Origin of the sequence: uncultured Ruthenibacterium sp. (genome assembly GCF_963558415.1) — a bacterium.
Taxonomy (GTDB): Bacteria; Bacillota; Clostridia; order Oscillospirales; family Ruminococcaceae; genus Ruthenibacterium.
The window spans coordinates 1-26,461 of the sequence record NZ_CAUWGY010000022.1 but is presented as its reverse complement, the minus strand read 5'-3'; the positions used below and the strand labels follow the sequence as shown (position 1 = coordinate 26,461).

Below are 26,461 nucleotides of genomic sequence, written 5' to 3'. Positions count from 1 at the left end.
TTATGAACGAAACTGAATGTCTTTTTTCAGAAAGACACCGTAAGACAGCACCAAAAACAGGGTAACCAGCAGCACGCCCCAGCCAAGATAGGTCATATCATAGAAGCCAGTTTCGGAAATTTTTGCAGCTCCAAAGAAGGAGTATGGGGACAGGAAACTGATAGCCCGGTTACTGATGATGTTGGAGAAGCTGGTTATGCAATACTCCACAAACACGACTAATCCGGCGGTCAGCAGTGGGCTACGGTTGCGGGGAAACAAAATTCCCACCATCAGACCCATTGCAGCAAAGAACAGCGTAACAAGGGTGAGGGACAGAGCAATCAGAAAAAACTCTCCCCATGGAGTTCCGGAACGAAACATTGCCATGGCCAAAAAAGAAGCCAGCAGATACGCAGCACCTACGACCACCACTCCGATCAATACAGTCAATGCCTTTGCCCAATAGATTGTTTTCCGAGGAAAGGGCTTTGTAAACAGGTATTCCGAAGTTCCTTCCGTACATTCTCTGGTGTGAACGGAAATGCCGAAGTGCATTCCGAAAACGCCGGAGGCAATCATGAAAAAGCTGGTCAGAAACCCATAAATGCCCAACGGGGAAGTCAAGTATTCCATCGATACGCCGACACTCCTGTAAAAGTCCGTGGTGCCCATGGTTTCAAAGAGTTCCACGGAGGCAACATCCAGGAAGCTGTAATAAGTCGGTGTCATCAAAAAGATACACACAGCCAAGGCGATGGTCCAGCCCAGGATATAGGTTCGATGCCGTTTCAGTTCATATTTCAAAATGACCATACCTGACACCTCCTTACTCATAGTAGTGCATGAAGATTTCCTCCAAAGAGGGCTCTTCCAAAAGCACATCGTCCAAATGCAGCAGGTGAAGTTTATCAATGATTGCTGTGATATTGCCGTTATACATAAAGGAAACAGAGGTCTTGTCCGGGGTCTCAGAGAAATTCGCAATACCAGGCAGCTCCCAGAAATCACTGGAAATCGGTGTTTTGGTGGTAAGGCTGACCTTTTTATAACCGCTTTCCCGTAGCTCTCTGATAGACTGGATGCTCATGAGCTTACCCTCTTTTAAGATTGCCACCCGGTCACACAGCTTCTGTACCTCGCTGAGTACATGGGAGGAGAAGAAAATTGTGGTGCCCCGGTTGTTCTCCTCCTTCAGAATATCATAGAATGCCTGCTGGATCAGCGGGTCTAAGCCGCTGGTAGGTTCATCCATAATCAGCAGCTTAGGGGAAGTCATAATGGCAGACACGATGCCCACCTTTTTCTTGTTGCCCAGAGACAGGTCTGCAATCTTCCGGGACAAATCCAAATTGAGCCGTTCGGAAAGCTCATACATTTTCGTTTCACAGTTCATGGCGTACAGGTCGGCGGTGTATTGCAGTAGTTCCCGCACCTTCATGTTTTCATAATAGCTGTTCTCGCTGGGGAGGTAGCCCACATCTCTGGCAATGACACTTGCCTGACTCTGGCAGTCTAAACCGAAAATAGAAGCGTTGCCACCGCTGGGACGGATCAGACCCATCAGAGTGCGGATGGTGGTGGACTTACCCGCACCGTTTGGGCCAATGAAGCCAAAGAACTCGCCCTGATTAACTGTGAGATTGAGGTTGCTGATACCTCTGTGTTTCCCATAGTGCTTGGTCAGTTGGTTCAAGACAATAGCGTATTCACTCATTTTAAATATTCCTCCTTATAGAAATTGTTTTTTAGAATTGAAATGGTTTTTTCAAATTCATTCATAACTGTTTCAAAATCAAAAACGGCTGCGTTACGATAACGGGCTGCATACCCCTCCGCCATCACTAAAAGCATATTGTAAACAGGTTGAGCATCTTCGGGATTTTTGAACTTTAAGGAATCATCCTCTCGTAAAACCATTTCATTTCTGAAATTCCCTGCTTCCATCTTTAATGAAGCAAGTAGGTCATTGACTTCAGGAGAAGCCTCTTCCCAAACACTTGCCATAAATTGAGTAATAAACGGGTGTGTTTTCATTGCAGCCATTTTCATCTTGCTGGAAACCAGAATGCGGTTAAACAGATCGGTTTCTGAATCAAGTATCGTTTGGTCAAACGAAGGCATAATGATTTTCATACAATATTCCAACAGGTAGGTATACAGTTGTTTTTTGCTGCCAAAGTACTGAAATACGGATGCCTTTGAAATATGCGCCGTTACAGCAATATCGTTGACAGAAGCCTTATCATATCCAAACTTACCAAAGCACTGGAGTGCCGCATTGATGATGGTAATTTGCTTTTCCTCGCTTAGTGCAAAAAATTTGTCCATTTAATTTCTCCTTTCAAGTGACCGATTCGGTTATTCACAGTATAGCACCGATAACCGATTCGGTCAAGTGATTAGAAATCTAATTCTATGCCAACATCCACTACAAAAAAACGCCTGTACGAGCATTTCTCATGCCCGCACAGGCGGCTTGCTTTATCTTTGGCAATCAATCCAAAGGTTTATATTCTGTTACAGTTTTCAAGTAGGTTTCCGTATCGCCGTTGAGGATCAAATCCGCATAGGCTGCCGGATCGTTGTAAATCAGCCAGTCCAGTTCTGACCGCTGATACATATTGTCTGCAACCTCGTTCTCCACGGCGGTGCAGTCTATAGAAATCATACTGCCGTCTGCATATTTCAGCTCGACACAAGCGGTGTCCATATTGAACTCACAAGAAATCACCTTATCCATAAGAACCTCCAAAATACGGGATTAAATCATCCCAAAATATTTCATTGCTTCTCGGATTGCGTTCTCTTTCTCGGACGGACACTGGGGCTGTCTGGAATCCTCCGCTTTCGGCAGATTGTAGTTCTTTCCGACCTCCAACCCGCACTTTCTTTTGATTTGAGAGATATACAGGTTAGATACCTTTAGTCCGCTATGCTCCAACACATAGTCTTTAATCTGCGTGTAGGTTGCCTTATCTTGAAAATCAGACATATCCATATCTTCCAAAGAGAACTCAACCCGAACCTTTTTCGAGTCGATCTCACCCTTGGAAAGCAAGACAACCGTTTCAACATGTTTGGTGCGCGGAAACATATCTACTGGTTGAATTGCGTGTACGAAATAGCCTTTTTCGACAAGCCACTTCACATCTCGTGCAGCAGTGGATGCATTGCAGCTTACCATTACCAAACGTTCAGGGTCCATCTGAAAAACAGCCTCTAATGTGGCCTGATCGCATCCCTTGCGAGGCGGATCCAAAATAATAGTATCGGGTTTCAAATTCTGTTGCGCAAGTTGCTGAGAAGCCTGACCGGCATCGGCACAAAAGAATGTGGCATGCTCCACATGCATTCTGGCTGCGTTTTTTTGGGCGGATTCCACAGCTTGCGGAACGATTTCAACACCTATAAGTTTTTCACAATGGGAAGCCATGGAAAGACCAATTGTACCGGCACCACAGTAAAGATCGAGAATGAGATGCCTTTTGGTAGGGGCAGCAAATTTTTGTACTACGTCATAGAGCTGGTTAGCACCTAAAGTGTTTACTTGGTAAAAAGATAGAGGGCCAAGTTCTACTGGAACACCCGCCATTTCATCCGATAAAAGTCCGTTCCCGAGTAAAGTAATGCATTGTTCACCGGTAATTACATTGGTTTGTTTAGTATTCACATTGATTACAATTGAACCAATTTCAGGATGGCAATCTTTTAACTCAAGACAAAATTGGTCCGCATATGGAATCGTATTACCATTGCATACAAGACACACCAATACTTCATTTGTAGAGATAGCATGCCTTAAATACAAATGCCGAACCAATCCTGTATGCGTCTCTTCGTTATAAATGGAGATATGAAATTTGGTAAGTAAAGTACAAATTGTTTTTGCAATGCGATTCAGAAGTTGCGGTTGCAAAAGACAGTCAGAGCAGGGAATTACTCGGTGGCTTCTGCCTGCAAAAAAGCCAAAAGTTATCTCACCCTTTTCATTTTGACACAATGGATACTGAACCTTATTGCGGTAACGCAAAGCGAGTGGGGAAGGGAGAATCGGTAACACAGAATGTGAGATTCCTCCAAGGCGCTGCATAGCATCCCGAACAAATTGTTCCTTGGCTATTAACTCTGTTTCGTAGCTTAAATGTTGAAATTGACAACCGCCACATTTGGTAAATAGAGGACACTCAGGAATTTGGCGTCCGGGCCCGGGATTTTCCAAATTTTCTAAAATACCAAAAGCATAATTTTTGCATACCTTTACGATGCGAATAGCAGCCTTATCGCCCACTGCAGTATAGGGAACAAAAATTGCCATTCCGTCGAAATGTCCAACACCATTTCCATCGTTGGAGAGAGAGGTAATCTGTAAAGGAATCACTTGATTTTTTTTCAATGGCATGAACGGCCTCCTAGGATAGATGATGAAAGGAAAAGCGGCCTTAATCAGCCGCCTTATCCTTATTGAGAGATCCAAGATATCTACTGGGGGGAACTCCTTTATTCTTTTTAAAGACGCGGGAAAAATAGAATTGATCAAAGAATCCCACGGAAACAGCAATTTCTGCAATTGAAAGGCTAGTTTCTTTCAAAAGTACACAAGCTTCATTAATACGATAGCTGGTCAGATAGTCAATAGGGGATTGGCCAACATTGCTCATAAAGACACGATAAAGATGGCTGCGACTAACCCCTACGGCCTTTGAAATATCATCAATACTGATATCATGAGAGTAATTGAATTGAATATATTTAATCGCATTTAATACATATTGAGAGCTGGAATTTCCTGCATGTGGTTCAAGCTCCTGGGCTTCTTGCATCAATTCAGCAATGAAAAGATAAAGATAACCGACCATTAAAGCTTCGTTGCGTGGCTCAGGACCGCGTGAGAGAAAAATATCAAACAAGGCCTTTCGGACCTGATCAGGATTTTTGCAGTGGTGAATGGGATGTGCATCCCGAAACGGTAATTGTGCAACCAACTTATTGGCACAAGCACCATTGAATCCAACCCAGTAATATTCCCATGGATCTTCCTGATCTGCAGAATAAGTGATTAATTGACTCGGTTTCGCCAAGAAAATATCGCCGGCATGAAGTTCGTAAACGGTATTGTTTACAGTATAAGTACCTTTTCCATTTGCGACGTAATGAATGAGATAGTGGTCACGAATGCCCGGACCCCAAGTATAACCCTGTTCACAGCTTTGAAGACCACAGTTAAAGATAGACAATTCAACGTTGTCTGTATAATTTTGCTTGAAAGATTGTTTGTATGTGTTGGACATGGGAAAACCTCCGGAACAGGATACAGAAAACAAATCTTTTGGGAATCCTTTTTGAAAAGAAAAAATATACCTTGCAAAATATTTTAAGTATAGTTATTATAGCAAAATAATCAACAAAAGTCCATTTTTTCAGAATATTTTAGTGTTTACTTCACGAAAGGCGCTGTTATAATGAAAGTAGATTTAATCCAATTAAAGGAGGAATAGCCGTGCCCTCAGTACAGAAATTACTTGATCAAATCCGCAAGGGAGCTTACGATGCTACGTTCGGCAAACTTTATTCTAAAGAAGACGTAGTTATCACAAAACAAAAAGAACGTTATTGTGAAGCTTTAGAAGATTTTGAGCGACTGTTTGGCAAAGACCGGGAGGTTCATTTGTATTCGGCTCCAGGGCGTACAGAAATTGGCGGAAACCATACAGATCACAACAATGGTGTGGTTATGGCTGCAGCAGTTAACTTGGATATTATTGCCGTTGTTGCAAAAAATGATGAAAATGTCATTCGTGTCCATTCCAAAGGCTTTGCGGGAACAGATGTGGTTTCTTTAGCTGATCTGAGTGTGGTAGAAAAAGAAAAAGGCAAATCCGCTTCGTTAATTCGGGGAATGGCTGCGGGTATTCAACGCGAAGGTGGTAAAATTGGCGGTTTTGATGCCTATACAACATCCGATGTGCTTCGTGGATCGGGCTTGTCCAGTTCCGCAGCATTTGAAGTAGTTGTGGGAGCTATTTTGAATGGTGAGTACAATCAAAATGCTTTTTCAGCAGTGAAGATTGCGCAGCTTAGTCAGTACGCTGAAAATGTTTTCTTTGGCAAACCGAGTGGTCTAATGGATCAGACTGCTTGTAGCGTTGGCAGCGCTATTATGATTGATTTCAAAAATCCTGATGCGCCGCTTGTAGAAGAAGTCCATTTCGATTTAGAGAAACATGGCTATTTTTTGTGCATTACAGATACGAAGGGAAGCCATGCGGATTTGACAGATGATTATGCTGCAATTCGAAGAGAAATGGAATCTGTTGCAGAGTTTTTCGGAAAAAAGGTTTTGCGCGAAGTAGACGAGGATGATTTTTGGAAACAAATCGCAGAACTTCGCACAAAACTTGGAGACCGTGCGGTATTGCGTGCAGCACACTTTTTTGCAGAGTGTCATCGAGCACGTGCGCTATGCAGTGCAGCCGCAGAAGATCGATTCGATGATTTCCGAAAGTTGATTCTTATGGGTGGCCATTCTTCTTTCGAATATAATCAAAATGCATATAGTATTCGGCATCCACAGCAACAGGGTGTTTCAATCGGATTGGCAGTTTCGCAACATGTTTTGAAGGAACATGGCGCATGGCGTTTACAGGGCGGTGGATTTGCGGGCACAATTCAGGCTTTTGTACCGAAAGATTTATTAAAGGCATATTGTGACGCCATGGAAAAATGTTTCGGAGAACACTCCTGTTATGTGTTAAATGTGAGGAACTACGGAGCGGTTGAGGTGACAGAACATCTGTGACAGAGCGAACAAAGACGCGAATTGCATTTTTCGATATGCTCAGAGGTTTGGCTATCATCAATATGGTTGCCTATCATGGAATATATGATTGGGTTTATTTGTTTGATGGCTCCGCTCCTTGGTTTGAAACGCATTCCGCTTATCTGTGGGAGCAGGCAATCTGTTGGACCTTCATTTTGTTGGCGGGTGCAGTCTGTGAATATAGCCGAAATCTTGCAAAGCATGGAGGGCTTGTTTTTGCGTGTGCAATGGTGTTGACCGTTGTTACGGCGTGTGTTATCCCTCAACAAATCATCCAATTTGGCGTGCTTCATTTACTGGGAATCTCCATGCTTGTAACTGTCTGCTTGACTGCATTAATCAAAAGAATGCCTTCTTTTCTTTCGGCTGCGGTTTGTTTTTTGCTGTTTCTGTTTTTAAAAGGTATTCCACGTGGCTTTGTGGGAATTGGAGATATCCCATTGTGGTATTTGCCGGACTTTTTATATCAGTTTTCCTGGGGATTTGTTATAGGCTTTCCAAAGGAAGGTTTTTGGTCCTCTGATTATTTCCCGGTTATTCCATGGATGTTCTTATTTGGAACAGGGATGTTTTTGTGGCGTGGATTAAGGCCACGATGGGAAAAACAATTGCTCCGCTTGCCTAAAATTTCATTTCTCGAAAAAATTGGACAGCACAGTTTACTGATCTATATGGTGCATCAACCGATTATTTTCGCACTGCTATGGTTCGGAACACATGTATAGGACAAGGAGAGAGTAAAATGTTGTTGATTTGGTATCCTAAATGTACAACTTGTCAAAGGGCGAAAAAGTGGTTGGATGAAAAGGGCTTTTCTTATCAATTAAGAGATATCAAAGAAGAAAATCCCTTACAGGAAGAATTAAAAGAGTGGTACTCAAAAAGTGGTATTCCATTAAAGCGTTTTTTTAATACATCCGGATTGCTCTATAAAGGGATGGGGCTAAAAGAAAAGCTTCCCACGATGGATGATGAAGAAAAAATCGCTTTGCTCTCAGAATATGGGATGTTAGTAAAACGCCCGATATTGATTGAAAAGGATTGCATCCTGATTGGCTTTAAAGAAGCAGAATGGAGTGCCGCTCTAAACAAATAAAAAGGAGGAGCCTTTTGGCTCCTCCTTTTTATTTCAAAAAGCCCTCAATAATTTTTTCTTCTGCCTGTTCTTCTGTAAGGCCCAAAGTGCACAGCTTCAAAATTTGTTCGCCGGCAATTTTTCCAATGGCGGCTTCGTGAATTAGAGCAGCGTCCACATGTGATGCGTCCAATGAGGGAGTAGCCACTACAGTGCCTTCTTCGGCAAGAATAGCGTCGCATTCTGAATGCCCCGTACAGCGAGTCTTTCCATGGATCTGAGAGCGAAATTCCTGATGAGACTTACCTCTGGCAACTGACCGAGAAATTAAATCTACTCCCGAATCAGCACCTTGAAGAGTTACTTCAAAGTCAGTTGTGGCCGTTTCGGATCCAGTAGTCATAATGCGTTCACGTACGACCATTTTAGCTCGTGGGCCGAGCGTTCCGGTTGTTTTCCGTGTAGAATAATCCACACCCGAAATTTGTACAGTGTCCATTTCAAGATAGGCATCTTCTGCCAATGTGACGTCTGTGACGGGATCAATGGTGCGATTTCCCGTTCCAGTACCTGTTCCAATATGTTTTTCTTTATAAAGAACATGTGCGTTTTTTGAGAGAATAAACCGGTGAATGCCATTATGACGAGCTTCTTCTTCGCCATCCGAATGGACACCACAACCAGCTACGATGGTTACATTCGCATTTTCTCCAACAAAAAAGTCATTGTATACAAGATCGTCTATATTACTGTGTGTCACACATGCCGGAATATAAACAGTCTCTCCTTGTGTACCGGGCGCAATGTGAATTTCAAGTCCGGGAAGATCCTTCTTTGATTCGATGCGAATATTTTTGGTGGATTGGCGGCCTGCGCATTGACCATCTTCTCGAATGTTATAGGCTCCTTTGAATGAACCTTCAAAATCAGAAACAAGATGAAGCAGATTATCTGTGATTTCATTCATCGTTAAACACCTTCTTTCTCAAGCGGGCAGAGTGCGGCGTGCTCATCGTTCAACAAAGAGGGTAACACCTTTTCACGAGCTCCCATAGTGCGAACTTTTCCATCGGCCAAGACAATGATTTCATCGGCAATAGAAAGAATGCGTTCCTGATGAGAAATGACCAAAAGCGTGCCGCGCTGGTTCCGACGAAGTTCTTCAAAGGTTTCAACCAATCGAGTGAAACTCCACAGATCGATACCGGCTTCCGGCTCATCGAAAATAGAAAGCTGTGCAGAACGAGCCAGGACTGTAGCAATTTCGATTCGCTTTGCTTCTCCTCCCGAAAGAGAGGCGTTCATTTCACGACCAATATATTCATTGGCACATAATCCGACTTTACCAAGCAAAGCGCATAATTCGCCTTCGGTCAGGCGTCCGCCCGCGGCAAGTTCCAGCAAATCCCGAACGGTAAGTCCTTTGAAACGGACGGGTTGCTGAAAAGCGTAGGCAATTCCAAGACGCGCCCGGCGGGTAATATCTAATTTCGTGATATCCGCTCCGTTTAAAAGGATGCGTCCACTGTTTGGACGCGCCAAACCAGCAATCAGCTTGGCAAGAGAAGTTTTTCCGCCGCCATTAGGACCAGTGACGGCAATTAGTTTTCCACTCTGGAGAGTAAGACTTAAATCGCGAATCACCTCTGCTCCATCAGGAATACTCCACGATAAATTTTCAATTTTAAGAATCTCAGATGTACTCATTGGAACTCCTTTACATTTAAGGCTCTTGCGGCATTTAAGATCGCAATAACTGCCACGCCAACATCCGCAAATACTGCTTCCCACATATTGGCCATTCCAAATGCACCAAGCAGTAAAAATAAGCCTTTAATACCCAGTGCGATTATAATATTTTGTTGGACAATACGCAAGGTCTTTTTTGAAATCCGAATGGCGGTACTGATTTTAGAAGGAGCATCATCCATCAATACGATATCGGCAGCTTCAATGGCTGCATCCGAACCAAGTCCACCCATTGCGATACCAATATCCGCACGCGACAAAACGGGGGCGTCATTCACACCATCTCCGACAAAAGCTAACTTTTTGTTGGGGGCCTGTTCTTTTAAAAGTTGTTCTAATTTTTCTACCTTACCGGACGGAAGCAATTGCGTATAAACCTCATCTAGACCCAATTGTTGAGAAACTGCCTCTCCAACTTGGCGGCTATCACCAGTTAGCATAACGGTTTTTCGGATACCAGCCTGTTTTAAAAGTTGAATTGCCTTGGAAGCATCCTCTTTCATTTCATCCGAAATGATAATGTGGCCAGTATATACTTGATCAATTGCAACATAGACGGACGTTCCGGTTAAGTGACAGGGCAGAGCCGCATCAATTTGAAGTTGTTTCATTAATTTTAAATTACCGACCGCAACATTATGCCCGTCTATCGTTGCAGTCAAACCTAATCCGGCAAGTTCCTGTACATTTTTTACCCGATTTGCATCTAATTTTTCCCCAGCGGCATTTTGTAGTGAAAGGGAAATCGGATGTTTTGAATAAATTTCTGCAAGAGCTGCCGTTTCAAGAAGTTGCTCCGATGTAATTCCTTGTTCGGGGTGGATAGCAGTTACCTGGAAAGTCCCTTTCGTGAGAGTTCCCGTTTTGTCAAACACAACGACATCGGTTTTGGCTAGGGCTTCTAGATAGTTGCCGCCTTTGACCAAAATGCCGCATCGAGATGCTCCACCGATTCCACCAAAAAAGCTAAGAGGAATAGAAATTACAAGTGCACATGGGCAAGAGATTACCAAAAAAATCAATGCGCGTTCGACCCACTCGGTCCACATTGCCTCGAAGAACAACGGTGGCAGCGTAGCCAAAAGTACAGCAGCGATAACAACACAAGGGGTATACCAGCGCGCAAATTTGGTAATGAAGTGTTCCGCCTTTGCTTTTTTACTGCTAGCATTTTCCACCAAATCCAAAATTTTGGATACGGTGGATTCTCCAAACGCTTTCGTTACTTTGATACGGAGCACACCAGTCAAATTGACACATCCGCTAATCACTTCATTGCCTGCCTGGGCATCCCGTGGAATGGATTCTCCTGTCAAAGCAGATGTGTCAATGGTAGAAAAGCCATCTGAAACAATGCCATCCAATGGGATTTTTTCTCCCGGCTGTACAATAATAATATCGCCAGGATGCACTTCACTCGGATCAACTTGAATGAGAGTACCATCTTGTTCAATGCTGGCATAATCTGGTCGAATATCCATTAACTGCGCAATTGACTGCCGGGACTTTGAAACAGCATAACTTTGAAAAAGTTCTCCCACTTGATAAAAAAGCATAACGCCTACGGCCTCGGCATAATCGTGAGTTTTAATAATCCCAAGGACAAAGGCTCCGATTGTCGCAATTACCATCAAAAAATTTTCATCAAAAATTTGCCCATGTAGAATATTTCTTAGAGCTTTCCATACAATATCCCAACCAATAACGATATACGGAATTAAAAAAGCGATCAGTTGCATAGGACCGGAAAGGGGAAGCATCCAAGCAGTAATAAACAGAATACCGCTGATAATAATACGTATCAGCAACTTTTTTTGCTTTTTTGTCATACAGCCATCTCCTTTGGTGTTCCCAATAGTAACGCCGGTGCTTTACAAAAGCCCGGCGTGATTTTTATAATTTTATTTCGCAGTCGGGTTCTACACGTTTACAGGCTTTGACCACATTTTTCATAATTGCGTCAAACCGTTCCTCGTCGGCATCAATCGTCAATTTTTGCATCAAAAAACTAACGTTTGCATCTTTTACACCATCCAATTTTTTGATGGCATCTTCCATCTTTTGAGCACAGTTAGCACAATCGAGATCAATCATTTTAAATGTCTTTTTCACAAAAATCCCTCCATGATTTATTCTTCAATATGTTCCATTCCTTGCCCAATGATGCTTCGAACATGGTCATCGGCAAGAGAATAAAAAACGGTTTTTCCCTCTCGGCGAAATTTTACCAGTTTCGAGTTTTTTAAAACACGAAGTTGATGAGAAATAGCCGTCTGGCTAAGGCCGAGAAGTTGTGCAATGTCGCATACACAAATAAGGCGTACAAAATTCGAATTCTTGTCGAATCCCCAAAAACCTTAAACAATTCTGCAAGATCATATAATGTTTCATCCTTAGGCATCGCAGACATTACTTTTTGTACGGTGTCTTCATGGACAAAAAGAAATCCACAGCGCTCAATGTCAGAAGAGGATGAAGTTTCAAACATAAGAACACCTTCCTTCATATGAACATCTGTTCATATATTATTTCAAAAATGCTTTCTTGTCAAGGGCAAAAATAAAAAACGCAGGCAATGTGCCTGCGTTTTTTTATTGAGCAAGAAATGGTGACAAAATACGGTAGACGTAAGTGCAAGAAAGTACAATGTTATATCCGCACATTAGTGCAATGTAAAGCTTTCGATTCCGGCTTTTTTTAACGTTTTGAGCAAAGAAAAAGATTAATGCCCCAGAGACAGCAGCGGCAGCAATATCAGCAAATGAGATGGCCACTTGGGGAGCAAACCCGAAGAACGGGATTCGTCCAAAATAAAAAATAGCAACGGCAAATAGATGAATAAAGGGGACTAATAGTAACGGAGTGACTCCTAGAGCATAGTCAGATTGACGGGCACGAATAAACACAACGATCAAACATAACATAATTGCCAAAATCGCAATGCTCTCAGTTATCAAAAGAATTCACCTCAAATCCTTTCTTTTGTGACAATGGATTTATTGTACCCGAAAAACTTTAAAACGTCTAGATGTTCTTAAAAAACTCTTGACGAATCAGAAAAAATCTCTATAATAGATAAAGACGCACGTGCTACTGTGGCTCAGCAGGTAGAGCAGCTCACTCGTAATGAGCAGGTCGTCCGTTCGAATCGGATCAGTAGCTCCAAAGACCCGGCTTTTGCCGGGTCTTTTTGTTTTTACAGCTTGAAATCTTCTTCCGTGAAAACGGGCATAGGTGGCCGCCGTTTGGGCACTCGCCGCAGAGGGTCATAGGAAAAGGAACGGCAATGGGATACATTTTCGACAATTCCTTTTTTGTGACAATAAAACATTCCCGGTTGCTGTGAAACTTTACTGTATGCACAGTATTCGCAGGAAGGGGAGATGGAACCACCAAAGAGTGGTCGATTTTTTAAAAAAAGTGGCATGTTTCGAATTTCCTTACTAAAAAGATGGCTTTATTATACTCCATTCAGACGAGAAGGTAAATGCGAATTTTGTTTTTGGCGACAAGTGCTTAGCACGCAAAGCAGGAAAACGACACAGATAACGTCACAGGGCATTCGGAAATCAAACAGAGTTGGCTCGAAAGAAGCCGCGGTGGAAATTGTTATAGGGAATGCCCACAGAAGAAGTTTTAAAATTAAGAAAGAAAAAAGAGCGTGCGCTATTCTTGAAAGTGCCAATGGACGAAGAGAAATTTTTTCTCCGACTAAAGTGCGTACTTGTAAAAAAACGGAGATTCCCATCACACTTAATGCGAGATTACATAGTAAAACTCGTGCGCTAGAACTTTCGGCTGCGGCATAGCAAGCGTTGGTCACTTCTAAAGGGAGGGTCAAAAGGAAACGTGGCAGAGTTTGCATTGATGCAGGTGCAAGAAGTTCAGAAAAAAACGAAAATAAAATGATATATCCACATAGTATGCTGGTAGCGGTTACGGATTTTTCTATGGCTAGAGCGATTCCTTTGCCTTCTTTTTTGATTGTGCATAAGGAAGAGTCTATTTCAGAAGCTTTCGAATGAAATAAAAGGCCACATATAAAGGAAGAAATAAGCTGACAGGCAAAAAGCATCCAGCCTATGCAAGGAGATCCCAACATAGCAGTTCCTACGCTTCCAACAACAAATGCGGGGCTTGAACCAATGCAACATATGAGCAATTGCTTCGCTTCACGATTGGAAAGTTCACCAGAGGAATGAAGTTGCTCAACGGCACTCGCACCGGCAGCAAATCCACCCAATAATCCACAAACTAGAGCGCCGGTTGCTTTTTTACTTGATATTCCAAGTCGCCTAGTATAAGGCAGCAGAAGAATTCCCACAACGCTTGAAAAGGGCCCTTCTAGAAACAGCCGCGAAAGCACTAGAAAGGGAAATAAGCTTGGAATGATTACTTTGCAGCACAAAGAAAGACCGCGCGAAGCTCCTTCAAGTGCGCACTCAGGTTTTAGTAGAAGTAGAAAAATCGATGCCAAAACGATGCTTGCTACCAAAAAGTGCATGGGATGCCAACTTTCTTCATTCTTATTCATAAATCTTCCCTCCCACTTGATATAGATATATGACGGGTAATGAAAAAATAGCAGGGGAGGCTTCGTATGAAAAGGCGAAGTAGAAAGCAAGAGGGATTTTCAATCAAACGCGCTTTTGGTATTGGGACTCACCCGGCACAGGACGCGCTCTACGGCCAACCAATTCTTCATATCAATTGCAATGGCTTTTTTGAAGTTGAGAATTGCAGGCGGATTGTGAGGTATGACCTGAATCATTTGGAACTGGATATGGGAACGTGTTTTGTAACCATTGAAGGGGAGGATATCCGTGTTCATACGTTTCAAAAAAAGTTGATCACGGTGAGCGGAATTTTACTTTCGCTTCGCTTTTCTGATAAGGAGGATCGAAATTTATGAAAAAGAGGCTCCTTTATTCAGGTACGATTGAAATTGAAATCATAGGTGGATTGGGTGAAAAACTTTTAAATCAATGTATGGAATCAGGGATATGTATTGAAAATATATGCCCTACTCATACAGGATTCACCGTCTTGGCGCCTTTGCGCAAGTATACTTTGATACGAAAATTAGCAAAGCGTAATAAATGTAGAGTTCGTGTGATTGGACGCCGCGGCCTTAGCTTTTTTTTGATGAGGTATAAAGGGCATTGTGGTGTTTTGCTGGGATTGTTATTGGCCGCTTTTGTATTTGCGTGGGGACAAAGGTTGATTTGGAGCATTACATTTGTGGATTGCAGTACAGCAGAGCAGATTGCACTTCGAGAAGAACTGGCCAGTTACGGTATATACGAAGGAGCTGCAGCCGATGAAGACTATTTTGAATCCGTTGCAGACCAAATTTTTGTATCCAATGATGAATGGAGTTGGATTCGTTTAAACTTTGTCCACGGCCGTCTGGTAGTAGAAAAAGTAGATCGAACGCAGCAGCCGGAGATGCAGGATACGTCGCTTACAGAAATTGTCGCAGCCTGCGATGGAATTATTTTGAGACAAGAAATTGACGGAGGATTTGCTCAAAAGCAAATAGGCCAGTCCGTAGCCCAAGGAGAAATTTTGGTTAGTGGTTGTACCGTAGGAAAAACCGGGGCCTTGCTTTATGGAAAAGCAGATGCAAAAATTTATGCGAGGGTTGAAAAGGACTATCAATTTACACAGCCTCTTACAGTTTCAGCACAGATGCCAGGAGGAGTGATTGAACGGGAGACGGAAATTTTATTTGATGGGCATTGTATTACTTGGCCTAAAAATGACTTGGAAAAAGATAGCCAATTTCAGCAAACAGCTCTTTCCTCTCTTTCGTTTTGGGGATTCCATTTTCCGGCAACGATTAAAACTACGATTTATCGTGAGGCGCAGGAGATACAGACAACAATATCACCGCAACTAGCCCAAAGTATTGCCGAACAAAAAATTTATAATGCGGTAGCAAGTCAGTTTGATGATTTTAAAATTATTGAGCGTTCTTCTGTTGTTGAGCAATCGGAAAATTCGGTAACGCTTCGTATGCATCTCACGTTGGAAGCAGATATTGCTAAGGTGGTTCCATTCACAGGGTTTGCCGGAAATGCAGAAAATGAGGATGAAAATTTGTAGATGTTGTGCACAAAATACTATTTAAAATTTTGATAATTATGCTATAATAATATCAAAGTTGACAAAATGGCAGGGGTGTTTGAATGGCAGAACGGCTGCTGGAAGTAGATTGTATGGATACGGCACTTGCAATCTTCGGTAATTGCGATGAAAATATTAAGCTTTTGGAACAATCTTTCCATGTGACTGCGGTTTGTCGAGGTACACAAATTAAGTTTTCAGGCGATGAAGAAGGAGTCGAAAAGGCAATAAAAGCGGTGGATTCTATGCTTACATTGCGTGAAGGTGGAACTCCGTTGGAAGAGCAAACAGTGCGGTATTGTATTTCTCTTGCAGGTTCGGGTGATGAGGAAAAGATTAAGGAACTTACGGGAGATTTCATTGCGATTACAGCAAAGGGAAAGCCTATTCGCCCTAAGACGCTCGGACAAAAAACATATATACAGGCAATCAGCAAAAACGCGATTACGTTTGGAGTGGGACCAGCCGGAACGGGAAAAACGTATTTAGCGGTTGCGATGGCGGTAAAGGCATTTAAGGCACACGAGGTAAGTCGAATTATTTTGACACGTCCTGCGGTCGAAGCCGGGGAAAAACTCGGCTTTTTGCCAGGGGATTTGCAAAACAAAGTTGATCCATATTTAAGACCGCTGTACGATGCTTTGTTTGATATGCTGGGAGCTGAAAAGTACCAAGGGCTATTGGAAAAGCAGTTGATTGAAGTTGCTCCTTTAGCATATATGCGAGGCCGTACGTTGGACGATGCCTTTATTATCTTGGATGAGGCGCAGAATACAAGCCCAGAGCAAATGAAGATGTTTTTGACCCGAATGGGATCGGGATCAAAAGTAGTTGTGACAGGAGATGTAACGCAGATTGATTTGCCTGATAAATCTCGTTCAGGTCTTGTAGATGCGTTGTCTGTTCTGAAACAAGTACAAGGTATTGCAATGATTCATTTTTCGGAAAAGGATGTAGTGCGGCATCGATTGGTGCAGGAAATCATTAAAGCGTACGACAAAGCACGTATGGTGCGCAATAAACATTTATAAGAAAGGAAGAGCGGAACATGTCTCACAAAGTGTACATTACCAATGATCAAAACAAAGTAAAAGTCCCGTCGGGACTTCGTATCCTGATTCGTCGGGCTTGTCATGCGGTTTTGGAGTATGAGCATTTTGAAGGCTCCGCCGAGATCAGTGTGACTTTTGTTGACAATGAAAAAATTGCGCAACTCAATGAACAGTATCGAAATAAACCCCAGGCAACGGATGTTTTAAGCTTTCCTTTGGGCGAGAATGGTCAATATGATGTTAACCAGGAAACGGGAGCGGCCATGCTAGGAGATATTGTGATTTCCATGGAGCGTGCGATGGAACAGGCGGAGCTTTATGGGCACTCGCTTCAGCGTGAAGTAGCTTTTTTGACGGTTCATTCGATGTTCCATTTGCTTGGATACGATCACGAATGTGGCGGACTCGAAGCGGTAAGAATGCGTGAAAAAGAGGAAGCTACCCTGATTCAACTTGGACTGCCAAGAACTGTTTCTTATAGCGCGGATCAGGTGTAATGGAATGAGTCATCGTTTTATTGACAGTTTTATCTATGCGGCGCAGGGGATACGAGCGGCTGTTCGCGAAGAACGAAACATGCGCTTTCATCTATGCGCCGCCTTTTATGTTTATCTGTTTTCTTTGTTCTATGATTTTTCGGCTACACAGTATGCTTTGCTGACAATCATGGTTGTGGGAGTTATGGCGCTGGAATTGGTCAATTCCAGTATTGAACGCGTAGTGGAACGCCCCGCACCGGAGCGTTATCGTACTGCTGGTGTAGTAAAGGACATGGCTGCAGGAGCTGTGTTAATTTTCAGTATTGGCTGCGTAGTTGCGGGGATTTTTCTTTTTTGGAACGTAAAAGTATTCAAAAATATTTTGCTTTTTTTTCTTGCACATCCGGTAGCTTTGATTGCAGTTTTGGTGTCATTTCCGGTTGCATGGTGTTTTGTATTTCGAAAAAAAGGAGAGAAATAATTGCAAAACTTAGATACAAAATCGCTTTTTGTAGCATTGGTTGGTCGCCCTAATGTAGGAAAATCTTCTTTGTTAAATCTTCTTGTGGGTGAAAAAGTAGCCATTGTTACTTCAAAGCCACAAACGACAAGAACGCGTATTACGGGAATCCTCACACGAGCAAAAACGCAATTTGTTTTTTTGGACACGCCGGGAATCCATAAGCCAAGAACAAAATTGGGTGAGAGAATGGCGAAGGCCACATCGGATTCTGTCGCCGAAGTGGATGTCGCAGTTATGTTGTTTGAACCGTATGGCGAGTTGACAGAGTCGGAACGTTCCCTTATTGAAGAATTGCGGGCAAAAAAGATGCCTTCCTACGCTGTGGTTAACAAGATGGATACTTTGAAACGAGCGCAGGATTTTGAGATTCGTAAAGAATTTTTAGATTCTTTTGGCGTGTTTGAAGAGATTTTGCCGCTTTCGGTCTATGAGAAAAAAGGCGATCAAGTTCTTTTAGATAAAATTGAACGCTATGCAATAGAGAGCCCGCATTATTTCCCGGATGATTCTTATACAGATATGCCGGAAAAGGTATTGGTGGCTGAAATAGTGAGAGAAAAAATGTTGCTGCATCTTTATGATGAAATTCCCCATGGAACTGCAGTAATGGTGGAACGCTTCAAAGAGCGTTCCGAAAAAGACATCATTGATATTGATATTAATATTTATGTGAAAAGAAAAGTCATAAGGGGATTATCATTGGTAAAGGCGGAGCAATGCTGAAAAGAATAGCCAGCGAAGCAAGATTGGAATGCGAGGAATTTTTGGGTACAAAAGTGAATCTTCAGTGCTGGGTAAAAATAAAAGACGGTTGGCGCGATAACGAACTGCTTTTAAATAATTTTGGCTTCCGCCAATAATGAACGTTATTTGGACAAAGTTTCCGCACATAACTGCGTTAAAATGGTGAATCATAAGTGTTTGTAAGCGGAGGTGTTTCACCATGGAGAAGCAGAATGGCTTTTGGAAGCAGTTTGAAAGTACAGGACAAATAGAAGATTACCTGCACTACAAAAAAGGTGTACAAGACGTTGACGAAGGGAGTACAGATGCAAACGATCACCAAAGGACTGGTCCTGCGCTCGACAAAGACCAATGAGGCGGATCGAGTTTTAGTTTTGCTCACTCCAGAACAGGGAATCGTTTCAGCTATGGCGAAGGGTGCCTTGCGTTTGAAGAATAAGCTTTTCAGCGGAACTGGCTTATTCTGCTATTCCGAATTTGCTCTGTTTCAAGGAAAAAGTATGTATATTGTTGATGATGCTCAGGTGCAAAACGTTTTTTATGGCATCCATGACGATATGGAAAATATGGCACTGGCAATGTATTTTTCGGAAATCACAATGACACTTTCTCCAGTTGGAGAAGAGGCACAAAGCATGCTGCGGCTTTTACTCAATACTTTTTATTTGATGAGCGAGCATAAAAAGTCGTCTCGCTTTTTGAAATCTATATTTGAGTTGAGAGCGCTTTCTCTGGCAGGGTTCATGCCCGACTTGGTAGCGTGTACGGATTGCGCCAAATATGAAGGTGGTCCGTTTTATTTTGACACCCATGCAGCAAAAATTTACTGTGCCGAATGCGCTAAGAAACGGCAACAAATATGCAATTTGGATCCATCTGCGCTGGCTGCTATGAGGCATATTGTGTTTAGCGCTGATGAAAAGTTGTTTTCGTTTAGACTTGGAGAGCAGAGCGAAGAAAGATTGAGTGCGGTTGTAGCAAATTATTTGAGTGCATGTTTGGACAAGCCTTTGAAGACAGCGGATTTTTTAAATACGATTCTTTCATAAGAAGAGGTAATCATGCAGAAATACTTACAGTCATTGGAATTTGACAAAATTTTGGAGAAGGCAGGACATTTTATTACTTGTCCACAGGCCCTTACAATTTTGCAAAACCAAAAGCCCGGCGAAGATTCTAATCAGGTCCGGCAAATGCTTGCGCAGACAGATGCAATTGCTACGCTTTTAATAAAAAATGGTTCTGCGCGAATTTCAAAGGTAGAAAATGTTGAAAAGATTGTACAGCGGGCTTGCAAAGGCGGCGTTCTTAGTATGGCCGAGCTTTTGGAAGTGGCCTGTACTTTACGTAATTTTCGTGAATTGATTCAATGGTACGGTTTGACAGATCACGATGAATTGCCCGTAGATGACTATTTTTATTCAATAACACCACAGCCTCAATTGGAAAAATCTATTTCTGACGCAATTGTGTCGCCAACTGAAATTGCTGACGGTGCTAGTAATTTGCTGTTCGAGATACGAAAAAATATTCAACGTGTAGAGAATTCGATTCGCGATAAATTGGATGGAATCACCAAATCACAAACGATGGGAAAATATCTGCAGGATACCGTTGTTTCTTTGCGCAATGGACGTTTTGTGGTTCCTGTAAAAGCTGAATATCGAAGTGAAATTGGCGGCGTGATTCACGATGTTTCTTCCAGTGGATCGACGCTTTTTGTAGAACCCACCGCTGTGGTAGAGGCTAATGCAAAAATATTGCAATTAAGGAACCAGGAGCAGGCTGAAATAGAACGGATTTTGGCTGCTTTCTCTGCTCAAGTTGCTGAATTGGAGCCAATGTTCTCTCTGGCATACGAATCAATGCTTCAATTAGATGTTTTGTTCGCTAAAGCAGAATTGGGGTTGGAAGAAAAAGCAATGCGCCCGCAGGTGCGGGACGACCAAGTGTTTGCTTTGGTTCGTGCACGGCATCCGTTAATTGATCCGGAAAAGGTTGTTCCGGTTGATATCTCCTTAGGAGATGGATATGACACAATGGTCATTACCGGTCCTAATACTGGAGGTAAGACGGTTACATTAAAAACGGCAGGTTTGTTGAATTTAATGGCACAATACGGCTATTTGATTCCTGCCCACGAGTCAAGTGCAGTATGCGTGTTCCAAAATGTTTTAGTGGATATTGGAGACGAACAAAGTATTGAACAGAGTTTGTCTACTTTTTCCGGACATATTAAAAATATTACTGAAATTTTAGAGGAAGCCAGCTCTGATAGTTTGATTTTAATGGATGAGTTGGGGGCGGGTACTGACCCGGCTGAAGGTGCGGCGTTGGCGGTTTCTATTATTGAAGAACTTCGTCGAAAAAAGGCGAAGATTATGGCCACAACACATTACGCCGAAATGAAGGTTTTTGCCCTTGAAACCGCGGGAGTACAAAACGCTTCGTGTGAATTTGACGTGGAGACATTGCGCCCTACTTATAAGTTGAGTGTAGGAGTTCCAGGCAAGTCAAATGCGTTTTTAATTAGTGAGAAGCTGGGACTTTCAAAATCAGTGATCGATCGGGCAAAAGAGCATCTTTCGGTAGAGGATAAAAAGTTCGATATGGTCCTTTCTCAGTTGGAAACGTTGAAAATCCAACTCAAACAAGGACAAGAAGAGATGGAACAGTTAAAACATGCCGAGGAAAATGCTCTTAAGCAAGCGCAAGAAAAACGTGAAAAGTTAATTGCGCAAGGGGAAGCTGAATTAGAGGCTGCCCGGGAAAAAGCCCGTGCTATGGCTCAGCAAGTACAGTCGGATGCATATCAATTGTTAGACGAGTTACGAAAATTAGAAAAAGATCAGAAACAGGCCGCTGGTCAGCGTGCCATTAGAGCTCGTGAAATCGCCCGTAAAGAAGCAGAAAAGCTGTTTTCAAAGTCCGATGTGGTTCATGCGGTACCTAAGAAATTTACTCCTTTGAAAAGTGTCCGGATTGGAGAAGAAGTGTTTTTACCCGAATTAGATAAAACGGGAATTGTTATGTCCAATCCCGATCGGGATGGTTTGGTTGAAATTCGAGCAGGGATTATTCGTACCAAAGTGCCTCTGTCCCAGTTGGCTGCACCGCAAAAGCAGAAGACGGTTTCGTCTTCCAAATATCAGCCGCGCCGTGTTTCTTCAAAAGGCTTTTCGGATAAGATTACACGTACGGCGAGCATGGAAATTAATTTAATTGGTCTAACAGTAGAAGAAGCGATTCCAGAGGCGGATAAATTTATTGACAATGGAATTATGAGCGGACAGTCAATGTTGTATCTGATTCATGGAAACGGTACAGGAACACTTCGTCGTGCCCTTCATGAGCATTTACGCCGGCATCCAAATGTGAAAAGCTTTTCCTTAGGCGATTATCAGGAAGGCGGTAGTGGAGTAACCAAAGTGATTTTGAAATAGTTTGTAGTTTTTTAGACGAAAGAATCCATAACCGCTTTCTAATTCAAAACGGATACACTAGTTGCAAAAAAGGCTCCTCATCAGTCGGTGTTGGAGCCTTTTTCTCTAAAAGCCTTTGGCGTGTGTGATTTTTTTAATGTAGCAGAGGAACATGTTATGAACATATTACTGGTTGAGGATAATATACTTGATCGACAAGCAATTATCAAACTTATCCACCGATGGGAAGAAGCGCATTTTCCCGTTGGACTGAACGTGCTTGAACAAATACATGAAGATAATATTATGAGTTATACTGGTTACGATGTTGCTTTGCTGGATATAGAAATTCCCGGTGTAGATGGACTTGCTTTTGCAACTGAATTAAGAAAACATAACTCACGGATTGAAATTGCTTTTGTTACAAACCATCCGGAATATTCTTTATATGGTTATGGGGCGCATGCTTGTGCTTATTTGCTCAAACCAGTAAAAGAAAAGGAACTTTTTAATTTGCTGGACTTCATATCACAACACACCATGGGGACACATTCAAACGACTTGAAAATTTGCATTTCCCGTGGGGTTTCCCAGCAGGATTTCTATTTGCCGAATGATATTTTGTATGTAGAGTCTGGACTTCATGGTATCTTTGTGCGATCACTATCCGAACGCAGAAAGTACAATTTGCCACTTGTCCAAATGCGCAAAATTCTTCCGGAAAAAACATTTGTTCAGTGTCATAGAAGTTTTATTGTAAATATAACCAAAGTAGTTGCCATTCAAAAGGATTCGGCCATTTTGGTAAATGGAGAACGAATCTGTATTGGAAACAAATATTATCATGATTTGAAGCGTGCTCTTATTGGGTTAAGATAGTATTCCAAAGAAAGGGATTTTCTATGTCGGATTTTACTTGGTATATTATAAATTGCATTATTAATCTAATAGATTCCTTTTTGTTTTTGTTTGTAAATTATCAGAAAATCCCGGAATGCAAAATGCCGAAGAATTTGTATTTTTTAATGTGCATTCCTTTATCGATTATTTTATTACTGTTTAATCATTTTCTGATGGGGATTCAAGGTGTTTTTTGCTTTGTTTTAGTAATAATTTTAATCACGATACTATCTTTTAAAGGAACTATATGGCCCAAAATTGCATGGCCGTTTTTCACTGCGGCTTTAATGGTGAGTATCGACTATGCTTATTCATGTATCCTGTTTTGGCTCGTTCCAGATTTGAATTTGCAACAATACATATATGAAGATCATAGTTGGCTTTTTGTGTGTAATGCTTTTGCAACACGCTTTTTGATTACGTGGGCAATTTTAATTGTTTCTAAAAAGAGGTTTTATTATACAAATACGGGTTGGTTGGGATTTACGGCTGTCCCTGCGCTTGGCTTTATTTCATTTTTATCTGTTTTTCACTATGCATCAAAAAGTAGTGGTTTCCAGGATCCGTTTTTCTTTATAATGGCAGTACTGCTATTGCTCATTGTGGTGACGAGTTTTGTTCAATTTCATATGATTTCAAAGTATAGTTATGAAGCTGCGCTTACAAAGGCACAATTGAAGTTAGATTCTTTGAAAAAACAACAATATCATCGCCTTATTGAAAAATATGATGCTATGAGAGGCTGGAAACATGACATTCGTAACCATTTGCGAACGGTGGCGGGAATCATGGAAGGCGGTGATATCACCGATGCAAAACAATACTTGGAAAACCTTACTTCATATGTCGAACATCAAACATTCAGTATATGTAGTGACAACACAGCCCTGGATGCGATTCTTGGAGCTAAAATAGAAGAAGCTGTTGCGGAAGATATTGCGGTATCTCTTGATTTGCATATTCCACCGATTCCAGTTGAGGAAATAGATATTTGTACAATCATCGGAAATGTTTGGGACAATGCCATCCACGCATCTTTGAAATTGCCACCTGAGAAGCGGAAGATCGAATTTCGGATAGAAAATACAGAAAATTTTTGTAGATTTATATGCAAAAATTTTAAAGTAGCCGGCCCGAAGATGAGTAATGTTTCTTCGGGGTTAGGATTGTCACAAATTGCGAGCACAGTCAAAAAATACAATGGGCTTTTTGAGTATGAAGATAACGGCGATCAATGGGTTACAACGGTTATGCTGCCAGTTAAAAATTTGACCGATAGCAAGATTAAGATTTTTATATGGAACAGTAGAAAAACTTTTTAAAATTGGGCTAAATGAGGGAACAAATAAATAGCAAAACGCGGATCGTTGTATGCAACGATCCGCGTTTTGTTATTCATAGAGTGCTATATTCCAACAGTTCACATCATCGTTATATGCAATATAAAGTGGTCCTGGTTGTCTGACTTCATGTGTTACCCAATATCCAATTTCGACTTCAAAAGTTTCTTGAGGTTTAATGGTTACACGCATGTAATTGGGATTATTGGAGTGTGGATTGGCTACTTGATCCTGATAACTTGGAACTACAGGGTATCGTTCTGCTTTTTCAAGTTCTTTTGGAAATCCCATCAGCCACAAACGGTTTAGGAAAAAATTTTGTTCTTTATCAGATTGATTCGTTATTTTTACGGGGAGGAGCATAACGCAAAAATTTGAACTGAGAGAGCCGTTTTCATTTAATGCGCCATCGTCCATGTTAGGCTGTGCAGGTTCATAAATTTGATAGAAGTTTTTTTGCAGGGAATAGGTATTATCCTCGAAGGATGGAGCACCAAACTGAAATTTTAGATTATGACAGTCCTCAAAGGAGTGATTATATTCTACATAATATGCTTGGTCAAAATAGATTGCTTGGTGGATTGTGTTTGATTTCTGGTATTTTTCTAATACATGAGCATCCTGAATTTCATATCGTACTTTTACAGATTTTACCGTAGTATCCGAGGTGAGTGTTGAATCAGAAGAGTTGCTTGAATTGTCAATTGAAACAGCTTTTAACGGATAATATGATGTTTGAGGATTGAATCGATAACACGCAAAAAATAACAATATAAAACACACAAATAATAGCACCCATATTTTTTTCATTTCTAAAAGCCATCCTTAAAAATTTAATTATTATCCCTACTTATATTATATTTTTTTGCGCGTGGCCATGAGGTTGTATGCACAAAACCTTATTTTATGCACTCGAAATGTTTTTAGGGGCGCGATTTGTATGGGATTCATTGGTTCTTTTGTATGTAAGACAAGGACAAGTTCTGCGGGTATGACATATTTTGCGACTTAAGAGTGATAGGCTAGTTTTAGTGGGGGCGGTTGGATGCGTGGAGTAGTATATGTGGACATTCTTTTTTTCACAAATGCATTGATAGGATGGTGTTTATTGCGATGTTGTGCAAGTTTGACGGGGTATTATGTTCGGCCTTTTCCGCTACTTGCAGGTGGTATTTTGGCGGGGTTGTCTTCAATGATGATGATATTGCCACCCTTGCCTCACTGGGAAATGACCGCTTTGAAGCTTTTTAGCGCTCTAATAATTGTTGCAGTGGTGTTTTTTCAAGGTGGTTTAGTGGTAGTAATAAAATCGCTCCTTTGGTATATAGCGATGAACGTACTACTTTCGGGTGTCGTTTTGCTCGTGTTGTATTATTTGGAACCCAGTGGAATTCAAATGTATAATATGACACTCTATTTTAATATATCGCCTCTTTTATTGATTGGTTGCATTGCAGGTACTTATATCTTTATTCAATCTCTTCTTTTCTTTTTTGGAAAACCCAAAGAACAGATAGTACTACCCTTTCAAACGATTATTGATCAGAAAGAGATTGTTGGAAAAGCCCTGTGGGACACAGGTTATCATATACGCGACCCTATCACGGGTGCGTATACTTTTTTGCTCAGCTTTCCTCAAACAAAAGGACAAATGACAGATGCTTTGGAACAAGCACTTTCCGAATATTTTAATATGGGTACTTTGAAGGAAGGATTGGGCTTGCGTTTGGTGCCGACTAGGACAGCCACTGGAGTTAAGCTGCTGCCTGCAATCAAAGCACCATTAAGGCTTTGGGTGCGTGAAAAGTGGCGAGAAATGGAGACATCTGTTGCAGTATTTACATTAGAACCTTTGGGAAATGGCTCGTTCGATGCCTTGGTAAATCCCGCATCTGCCAATCTTTAGGAGGAAGAAAAATGAATTTAAGAGAAAAGATATATAAAATTTGGCGAGTACTTCAAAGCAAGTGGATGATTGGCATCCGGTTACCAGATTATCTGTATTATATTAACGGACCAGAAGTTCTTCCGCCGCCTTTGACAAAAGAGGAAGAGCGTATCGTATTTGCTGGATTGGAGCAGGGAAATCCTGATTCAAGAGATTTACTGATCGTGCATAATCTTCGATTGGTTGTTTACATTGCTCGAAAATTTGAAAGTAAAACTGCAAGTGCAGAAGATCTCATTTCCATTGGAACAATTGGGCTTATAAAGGCAGTCAATACGTTTGTACCATCAAAAAATATAAA

At 41.7% G+C, this 26,461-nt stretch carries 30 protein-coding genes, 1 tRNA gene and 1 pseudogene; 18 read left to right on the top strand and 14 right to left on the bottom strand.

Features of this window, described 5'->3' with window-relative positions; all coding sequences use genetic code 11:
* The 6 genes from AB5H98_RS05765 to AB5H98_RS05740 all read right to left on the bottom strand — a co-directional run bounded on the left by AB5H98_RS05765 (window position 1) and on the right by AB5H98_RS05740 (window position 5,270).
* Complete coding sequence (locus AB5H98_RS05765; protein WP_026648251.1) at window positions 1-795, bottom strand: ABC transporter permease subunit; 795 nt, start codon at window positions 793-795, stop codon at window positions 1-3.
* Between the two features lie 13 nt (window positions 796-808).
* The gene (locus AB5H98_RS05760; RefSeq protein WP_008726798.1) at window positions 809-1,696 is read right to left on the bottom strand and encodes an ABC transporter ATP-binding protein; all 888 of its coding nucleotides are present in this window, start codon (window positions 1,694-1,696) and stop codon (window positions 809-811) included.
* Window positions 1,693-2,310 (bottom strand): TetR/AcrR family transcriptional regulator, encoded by a 618-nt coding sequence (locus tag AB5H98_RS05755; protein ID WP_008726799.1) that lies wholly within the window; start codon window positions 2,308-2,310, stop codon window positions 1,693-1,695. Before AB5H98_RS05755 ends, AB5H98_RS05760 begins: the two co-directional genes overlap by 4 nt.
* 166 nt (window positions 2,311-2,476) lie before the next feature.
* A complete protein-coding gene (locus AB5H98_RS05750; RefSeq protein WP_093368999.1) occupies window positions 2,477-2,722 on the bottom strand; it encodes a DUF6061 family protein in 246 nt (81 codons plus the stop codon).
* Window positions 2,723-2,743: 21 nt separating this feature from the next.
* Entirely contained in the window at window positions 2,744-4,519 is a 1,776-nt protein-coding gene (gene rlmD, locus AB5H98_RS05745; RefSeq protein ID WP_367924972.1) for a 23S rRNA (uracil(1939)-C(5))-methyltransferase RlmD, read from the bottom strand.
* Complete coding sequence (locus AB5H98_RS05740) at window positions 4,422-5,270, bottom strand: AraC family transcriptional regulator (protein WP_367924971.1); 849 nt, start codon at window positions 5,268-5,270, stop codon at window positions 4,422-4,424. Before AB5H98_RS05740 ends, rlmD begins: the two co-directional genes overlap by 98 nt.
* 209 nt (window positions 5,271-5,479) lie before the next feature.
* On the opposite strand from AB5H98_RS05740, the gene AB5H98_RS05735 reads away from it, so the two are divergent.
* The 3 genes from AB5H98_RS05735 to AB5H98_RS05725 are packed head-to-tail and all read left to right on the top strand — an operon-like array spanning window position 5,480 to window position 7,895.
* Window positions 5,480-6,778, top strand: a complete 1,299-nt coding sequence (locus AB5H98_RS05735) for a galactokinase (protein WP_367924970.1) — start codon at window positions 5,480-5,482, stop codon at window positions 6,776-6,778.
* Window positions 6,775-7,524, top strand: a complete 750-nt coding sequence (locus AB5H98_RS05730) for a heparan-alpha-glucosaminide N-acetyltransferase domain-containing protein (RefSeq protein WP_367924969.1) — start codon at window positions 6,775-6,777, stop codon at window positions 7,522-7,524. Before AB5H98_RS05735 ends, AB5H98_RS05730 begins: the two co-directional genes overlap by 4 nt.
* A gap of 17 nt (window positions 7,525-7,541) precedes the next feature.
* The gene (locus tag AB5H98_RS05725) at window positions 7,542-7,895 is read left to right on the top strand and encodes an arsenate reductase family protein (protein WP_367924968.1); all 354 of its coding nucleotides are present in this window, start codon (window positions 7,542-7,544) and stop codon (window positions 7,893-7,895) included.
* Window positions 7,896-7,923: 28 nt separating this feature from the next.
* On the opposite strand, the gene AB5H98_RS05720 is transcribed toward AB5H98_RS05725, so the two are convergent.
* The 6 genes and pseudogenes from AB5H98_RS05720 to AB5H98_RS05695 all read right to left on the bottom strand — a co-directional run bounded on the left by AB5H98_RS05720 (window position 7,924) and on the right by AB5H98_RS05695 (window position 12,580).
* Window positions 7,924-8,841, bottom strand: coding sequence for a SufD family Fe-S cluster assembly protein (locus AB5H98_RS05720; RefSeq protein WP_367924967.1), 918 nt, complete (start codon window positions 8,839-8,841; stop codon window positions 7,924-7,926).
* 2 nt (window positions 8,842-8,843) lie between these two features.
* Entirely contained in the window at window positions 8,844-9,581 is a 738-nt protein-coding gene (locus tag AB5H98_RS05715; protein ID WP_367924966.1) for an ABC transporter ATP-binding protein, read from the bottom strand.
* Window positions 9,578-11,452 carry a heavy metal translocating P-type ATPase gene (locus AB5H98_RS05710; RefSeq protein WP_367924965.1) on the bottom strand — a complete coding sequence of 625 codons (1,875 nt, stop codon included), beginning with the start codon at window positions 11,450-11,452 and terminating at the stop codon, window positions 9,578-9,580. The genes AB5H98_RS05715 and AB5H98_RS05710 overlap by 4 nt, the downstream gene beginning before the upstream one ends.
* Before the next feature lie 64 nt (window positions 11,453-11,516).
* Window positions 11,517-11,735: a cation transporter gene (locus AB5H98_RS05705; protein ID WP_367924964.1), complete on the bottom strand. Its 219-nt coding sequence runs from the start codon at window positions 11,733-11,735 to the stop codon at window positions 11,517-11,519.
* Between the two features lie 17 nt (window positions 11,736-11,752).
* Window positions 11,753-12,111: pseudogene (locus AB5H98_RS05700) on the bottom strand (ArsR/SmtB family transcription factor).
* A gap of 103 nt (window positions 12,112-12,214) precedes the next feature.
* Window positions 12,215-12,580 carry a hypothetical protein gene (locus AB5H98_RS05695; RefSeq protein WP_367924963.1) on the bottom strand — a complete coding sequence of 122 codons (366 nt, stop codon included), beginning with the start codon at window positions 12,578-12,580 and terminating at the stop codon, window positions 12,215-12,217.
* A gap of 132 nt (window positions 12,581-12,712) precedes the next feature.
* On the opposite strand from AB5H98_RS05695, the gene AB5H98_RS05690 reads away from it, so the two are divergent.
* Window positions 12,713-12,788: transfer RNA gene (locus AB5H98_RS05690), tRNA-Thr, on the top strand.
* A 295-nt stretch (window positions 12,789-13,083) separates the two neighbouring features.
* Here the strand turns inward: AB5H98_RS05690 and AB5H98_RS05685 are convergent.
* Complete coding sequence (locus AB5H98_RS05685; RefSeq protein WP_367924962.1) at window positions 13,084-14,157, bottom strand: hypothetical protein; 1,074 nt, start codon at window positions 14,155-14,157, stop codon at window positions 13,084-13,086.
* Window positions 14,158-14,223: 66 nt separating this feature from the next.
* Here AB5H98_RS05685 and AB5H98_RS05680 point away from each other — a divergent pair, with 66 nt between their 5' ends.
* The 12 genes from AB5H98_RS05680 (at window position 14,224) to AB5H98_RS05625 (ending at window position 24,194) form a co-directional block, all read left to right on the top strand.
* On the top strand, window positions 14,224-14,535 hold the full coding sequence (locus AB5H98_RS05680) for a YabP/YqfC family sporulation protein (protein WP_367924961.1): 312 nt from the start codon (window positions 14,224-14,226) through the stop codon (window positions 14,533-14,535).
* Window positions 14,532-15,731, top strand: a complete 1,200-nt coding sequence (locus tag AB5H98_RS05675; RefSeq protein WP_367924960.1) for a sporulation protein YqfD — start codon at window positions 14,532-14,534, stop codon at window positions 15,729-15,731. The genes AB5H98_RS05680 and AB5H98_RS05675 overlap by 4 nt, the downstream gene beginning before the upstream one ends.
* Window positions 15,732-15,814: 83 nt before the next feature.
* The gene (locus tag AB5H98_RS05670) at window positions 15,815-16,783 is read left to right on the top strand and encodes a PhoH family protein (RefSeq protein ID WP_367924959.1); all 969 of its coding nucleotides are present in this window, start codon (window positions 15,815-15,817) and stop codon (window positions 16,781-16,783) included.
* 17 nt (window positions 16,784-16,800) lie between these two features.
* The gene (gene ybeY, locus AB5H98_RS05665; RefSeq protein ID WP_367924958.1) at window positions 16,801-17,301 is read left to right on the top strand and encodes an rRNA maturation RNase YbeY; all 501 of its coding nucleotides are present in this window, start codon (window positions 16,801-16,803) and stop codon (window positions 17,299-17,301) included.
* A 4-nt stretch (window positions 17,302-17,305) separates the two neighbouring features.
* Entirely contained in the window at window positions 17,306-17,764 is a 459-nt protein-coding gene (locus tag AB5H98_RS05660; RefSeq protein WP_367924957.1) for a diacylglycerol kinase family protein, read from the top strand.
* On the top strand, window positions 17,765-18,529 hold the full coding sequence (gene era / locus AB5H98_RS05655; protein WP_367924956.1) for a GTPase Era: 765 nt from the start codon (window positions 17,765-17,767) through the stop codon (window positions 18,527-18,529).
* Window positions 18,523-18,666 (top strand): hypothetical protein, encoded by a 144-nt coding sequence (locus AB5H98_RS05650; RefSeq protein ID WP_367924955.1) that lies wholly within the window; start codon window positions 18,523-18,525, stop codon window positions 18,664-18,666. The genes era and AB5H98_RS05650 overlap by 7 nt, the downstream gene beginning before the upstream one ends.
* Before the next feature lie 83 nt (window positions 18,667-18,749).
* Window positions 18,750-18,905 (top strand): hypothetical protein, encoded by a 156-nt coding sequence (locus AB5H98_RS05645; RefSeq protein WP_367924954.1) that lies wholly within the window; start codon window positions 18,750-18,752, stop codon window positions 18,903-18,905.
* Window positions 18,856-19,599 (top strand): DNA repair protein RecO, encoded by a 744-nt coding sequence (gene recO / locus AB5H98_RS05640; protein WP_367924953.1) that lies wholly within the window; start codon window positions 18,856-18,858, stop codon window positions 19,597-19,599. The genes AB5H98_RS05645 and recO overlap by 50 nt, the downstream gene beginning before the upstream one ends.
* A gap of 12 nt (window positions 19,600-19,611) precedes the next feature.
* Window positions 19,612-21,993: an endonuclease MutS2 gene (locus tag AB5H98_RS05635; protein WP_367924952.1), complete on the top strand. Its 2,382-nt coding sequence runs from the start codon at window positions 19,612-19,614 to the stop codon at window positions 21,991-21,993.
* 156 nt (window positions 21,994-22,149) lie between these two features.
* On the top strand, window positions 22,150-22,851 hold the full coding sequence (locus AB5H98_RS05630) for a LytR/AlgR family response regulator transcription factor (protein WP_367924951.1): 702 nt from the start codon (window positions 22,150-22,152) through the stop codon (window positions 22,849-22,851).
* Between the two features lie 122 nt (window positions 22,852-22,973).
* Entirely contained in the window at window positions 22,974-24,194 is a 1,221-nt protein-coding gene (locus AB5H98_RS05625; protein ID WP_367924950.1) for a sensor histidine kinase, read from the top strand.
* 69 nt (window positions 24,195-24,263) lie between these two features.
* Here AB5H98_RS05625 and AB5H98_RS05620 read toward each other — a convergent pair whose 3' ends face one another.
* Window positions 24,264-25,022, bottom strand: a complete 759-nt coding sequence (locus AB5H98_RS05620) for a hypothetical protein (protein WP_367924949.1) — start codon at window positions 25,020-25,022, stop codon at window positions 24,264-24,266.
* Window positions 25,023-25,257: 235 nt separating this feature from the next.
* On the opposite strand from AB5H98_RS05620, the gene AB5H98_RS05615 reads away from it, so the two are divergent.
* Window positions 25,258-26,118 (top strand): sigma-E processing peptidase SpoIIGA, encoded by an 861-nt coding sequence (locus tag AB5H98_RS05615; protein WP_367924948.1) that lies wholly within the window; start codon window positions 25,258-25,260, stop codon window positions 26,116-26,118.
* A gap of 11 nt (window positions 26,119-26,129) precedes the next feature.
* On the top strand, window positions 26,130-26,461 hold a 332-nt coding region (locus AB5H98_RS05610; protein ID WP_367924947.1), incomplete at its 3' end, for a sigma factor.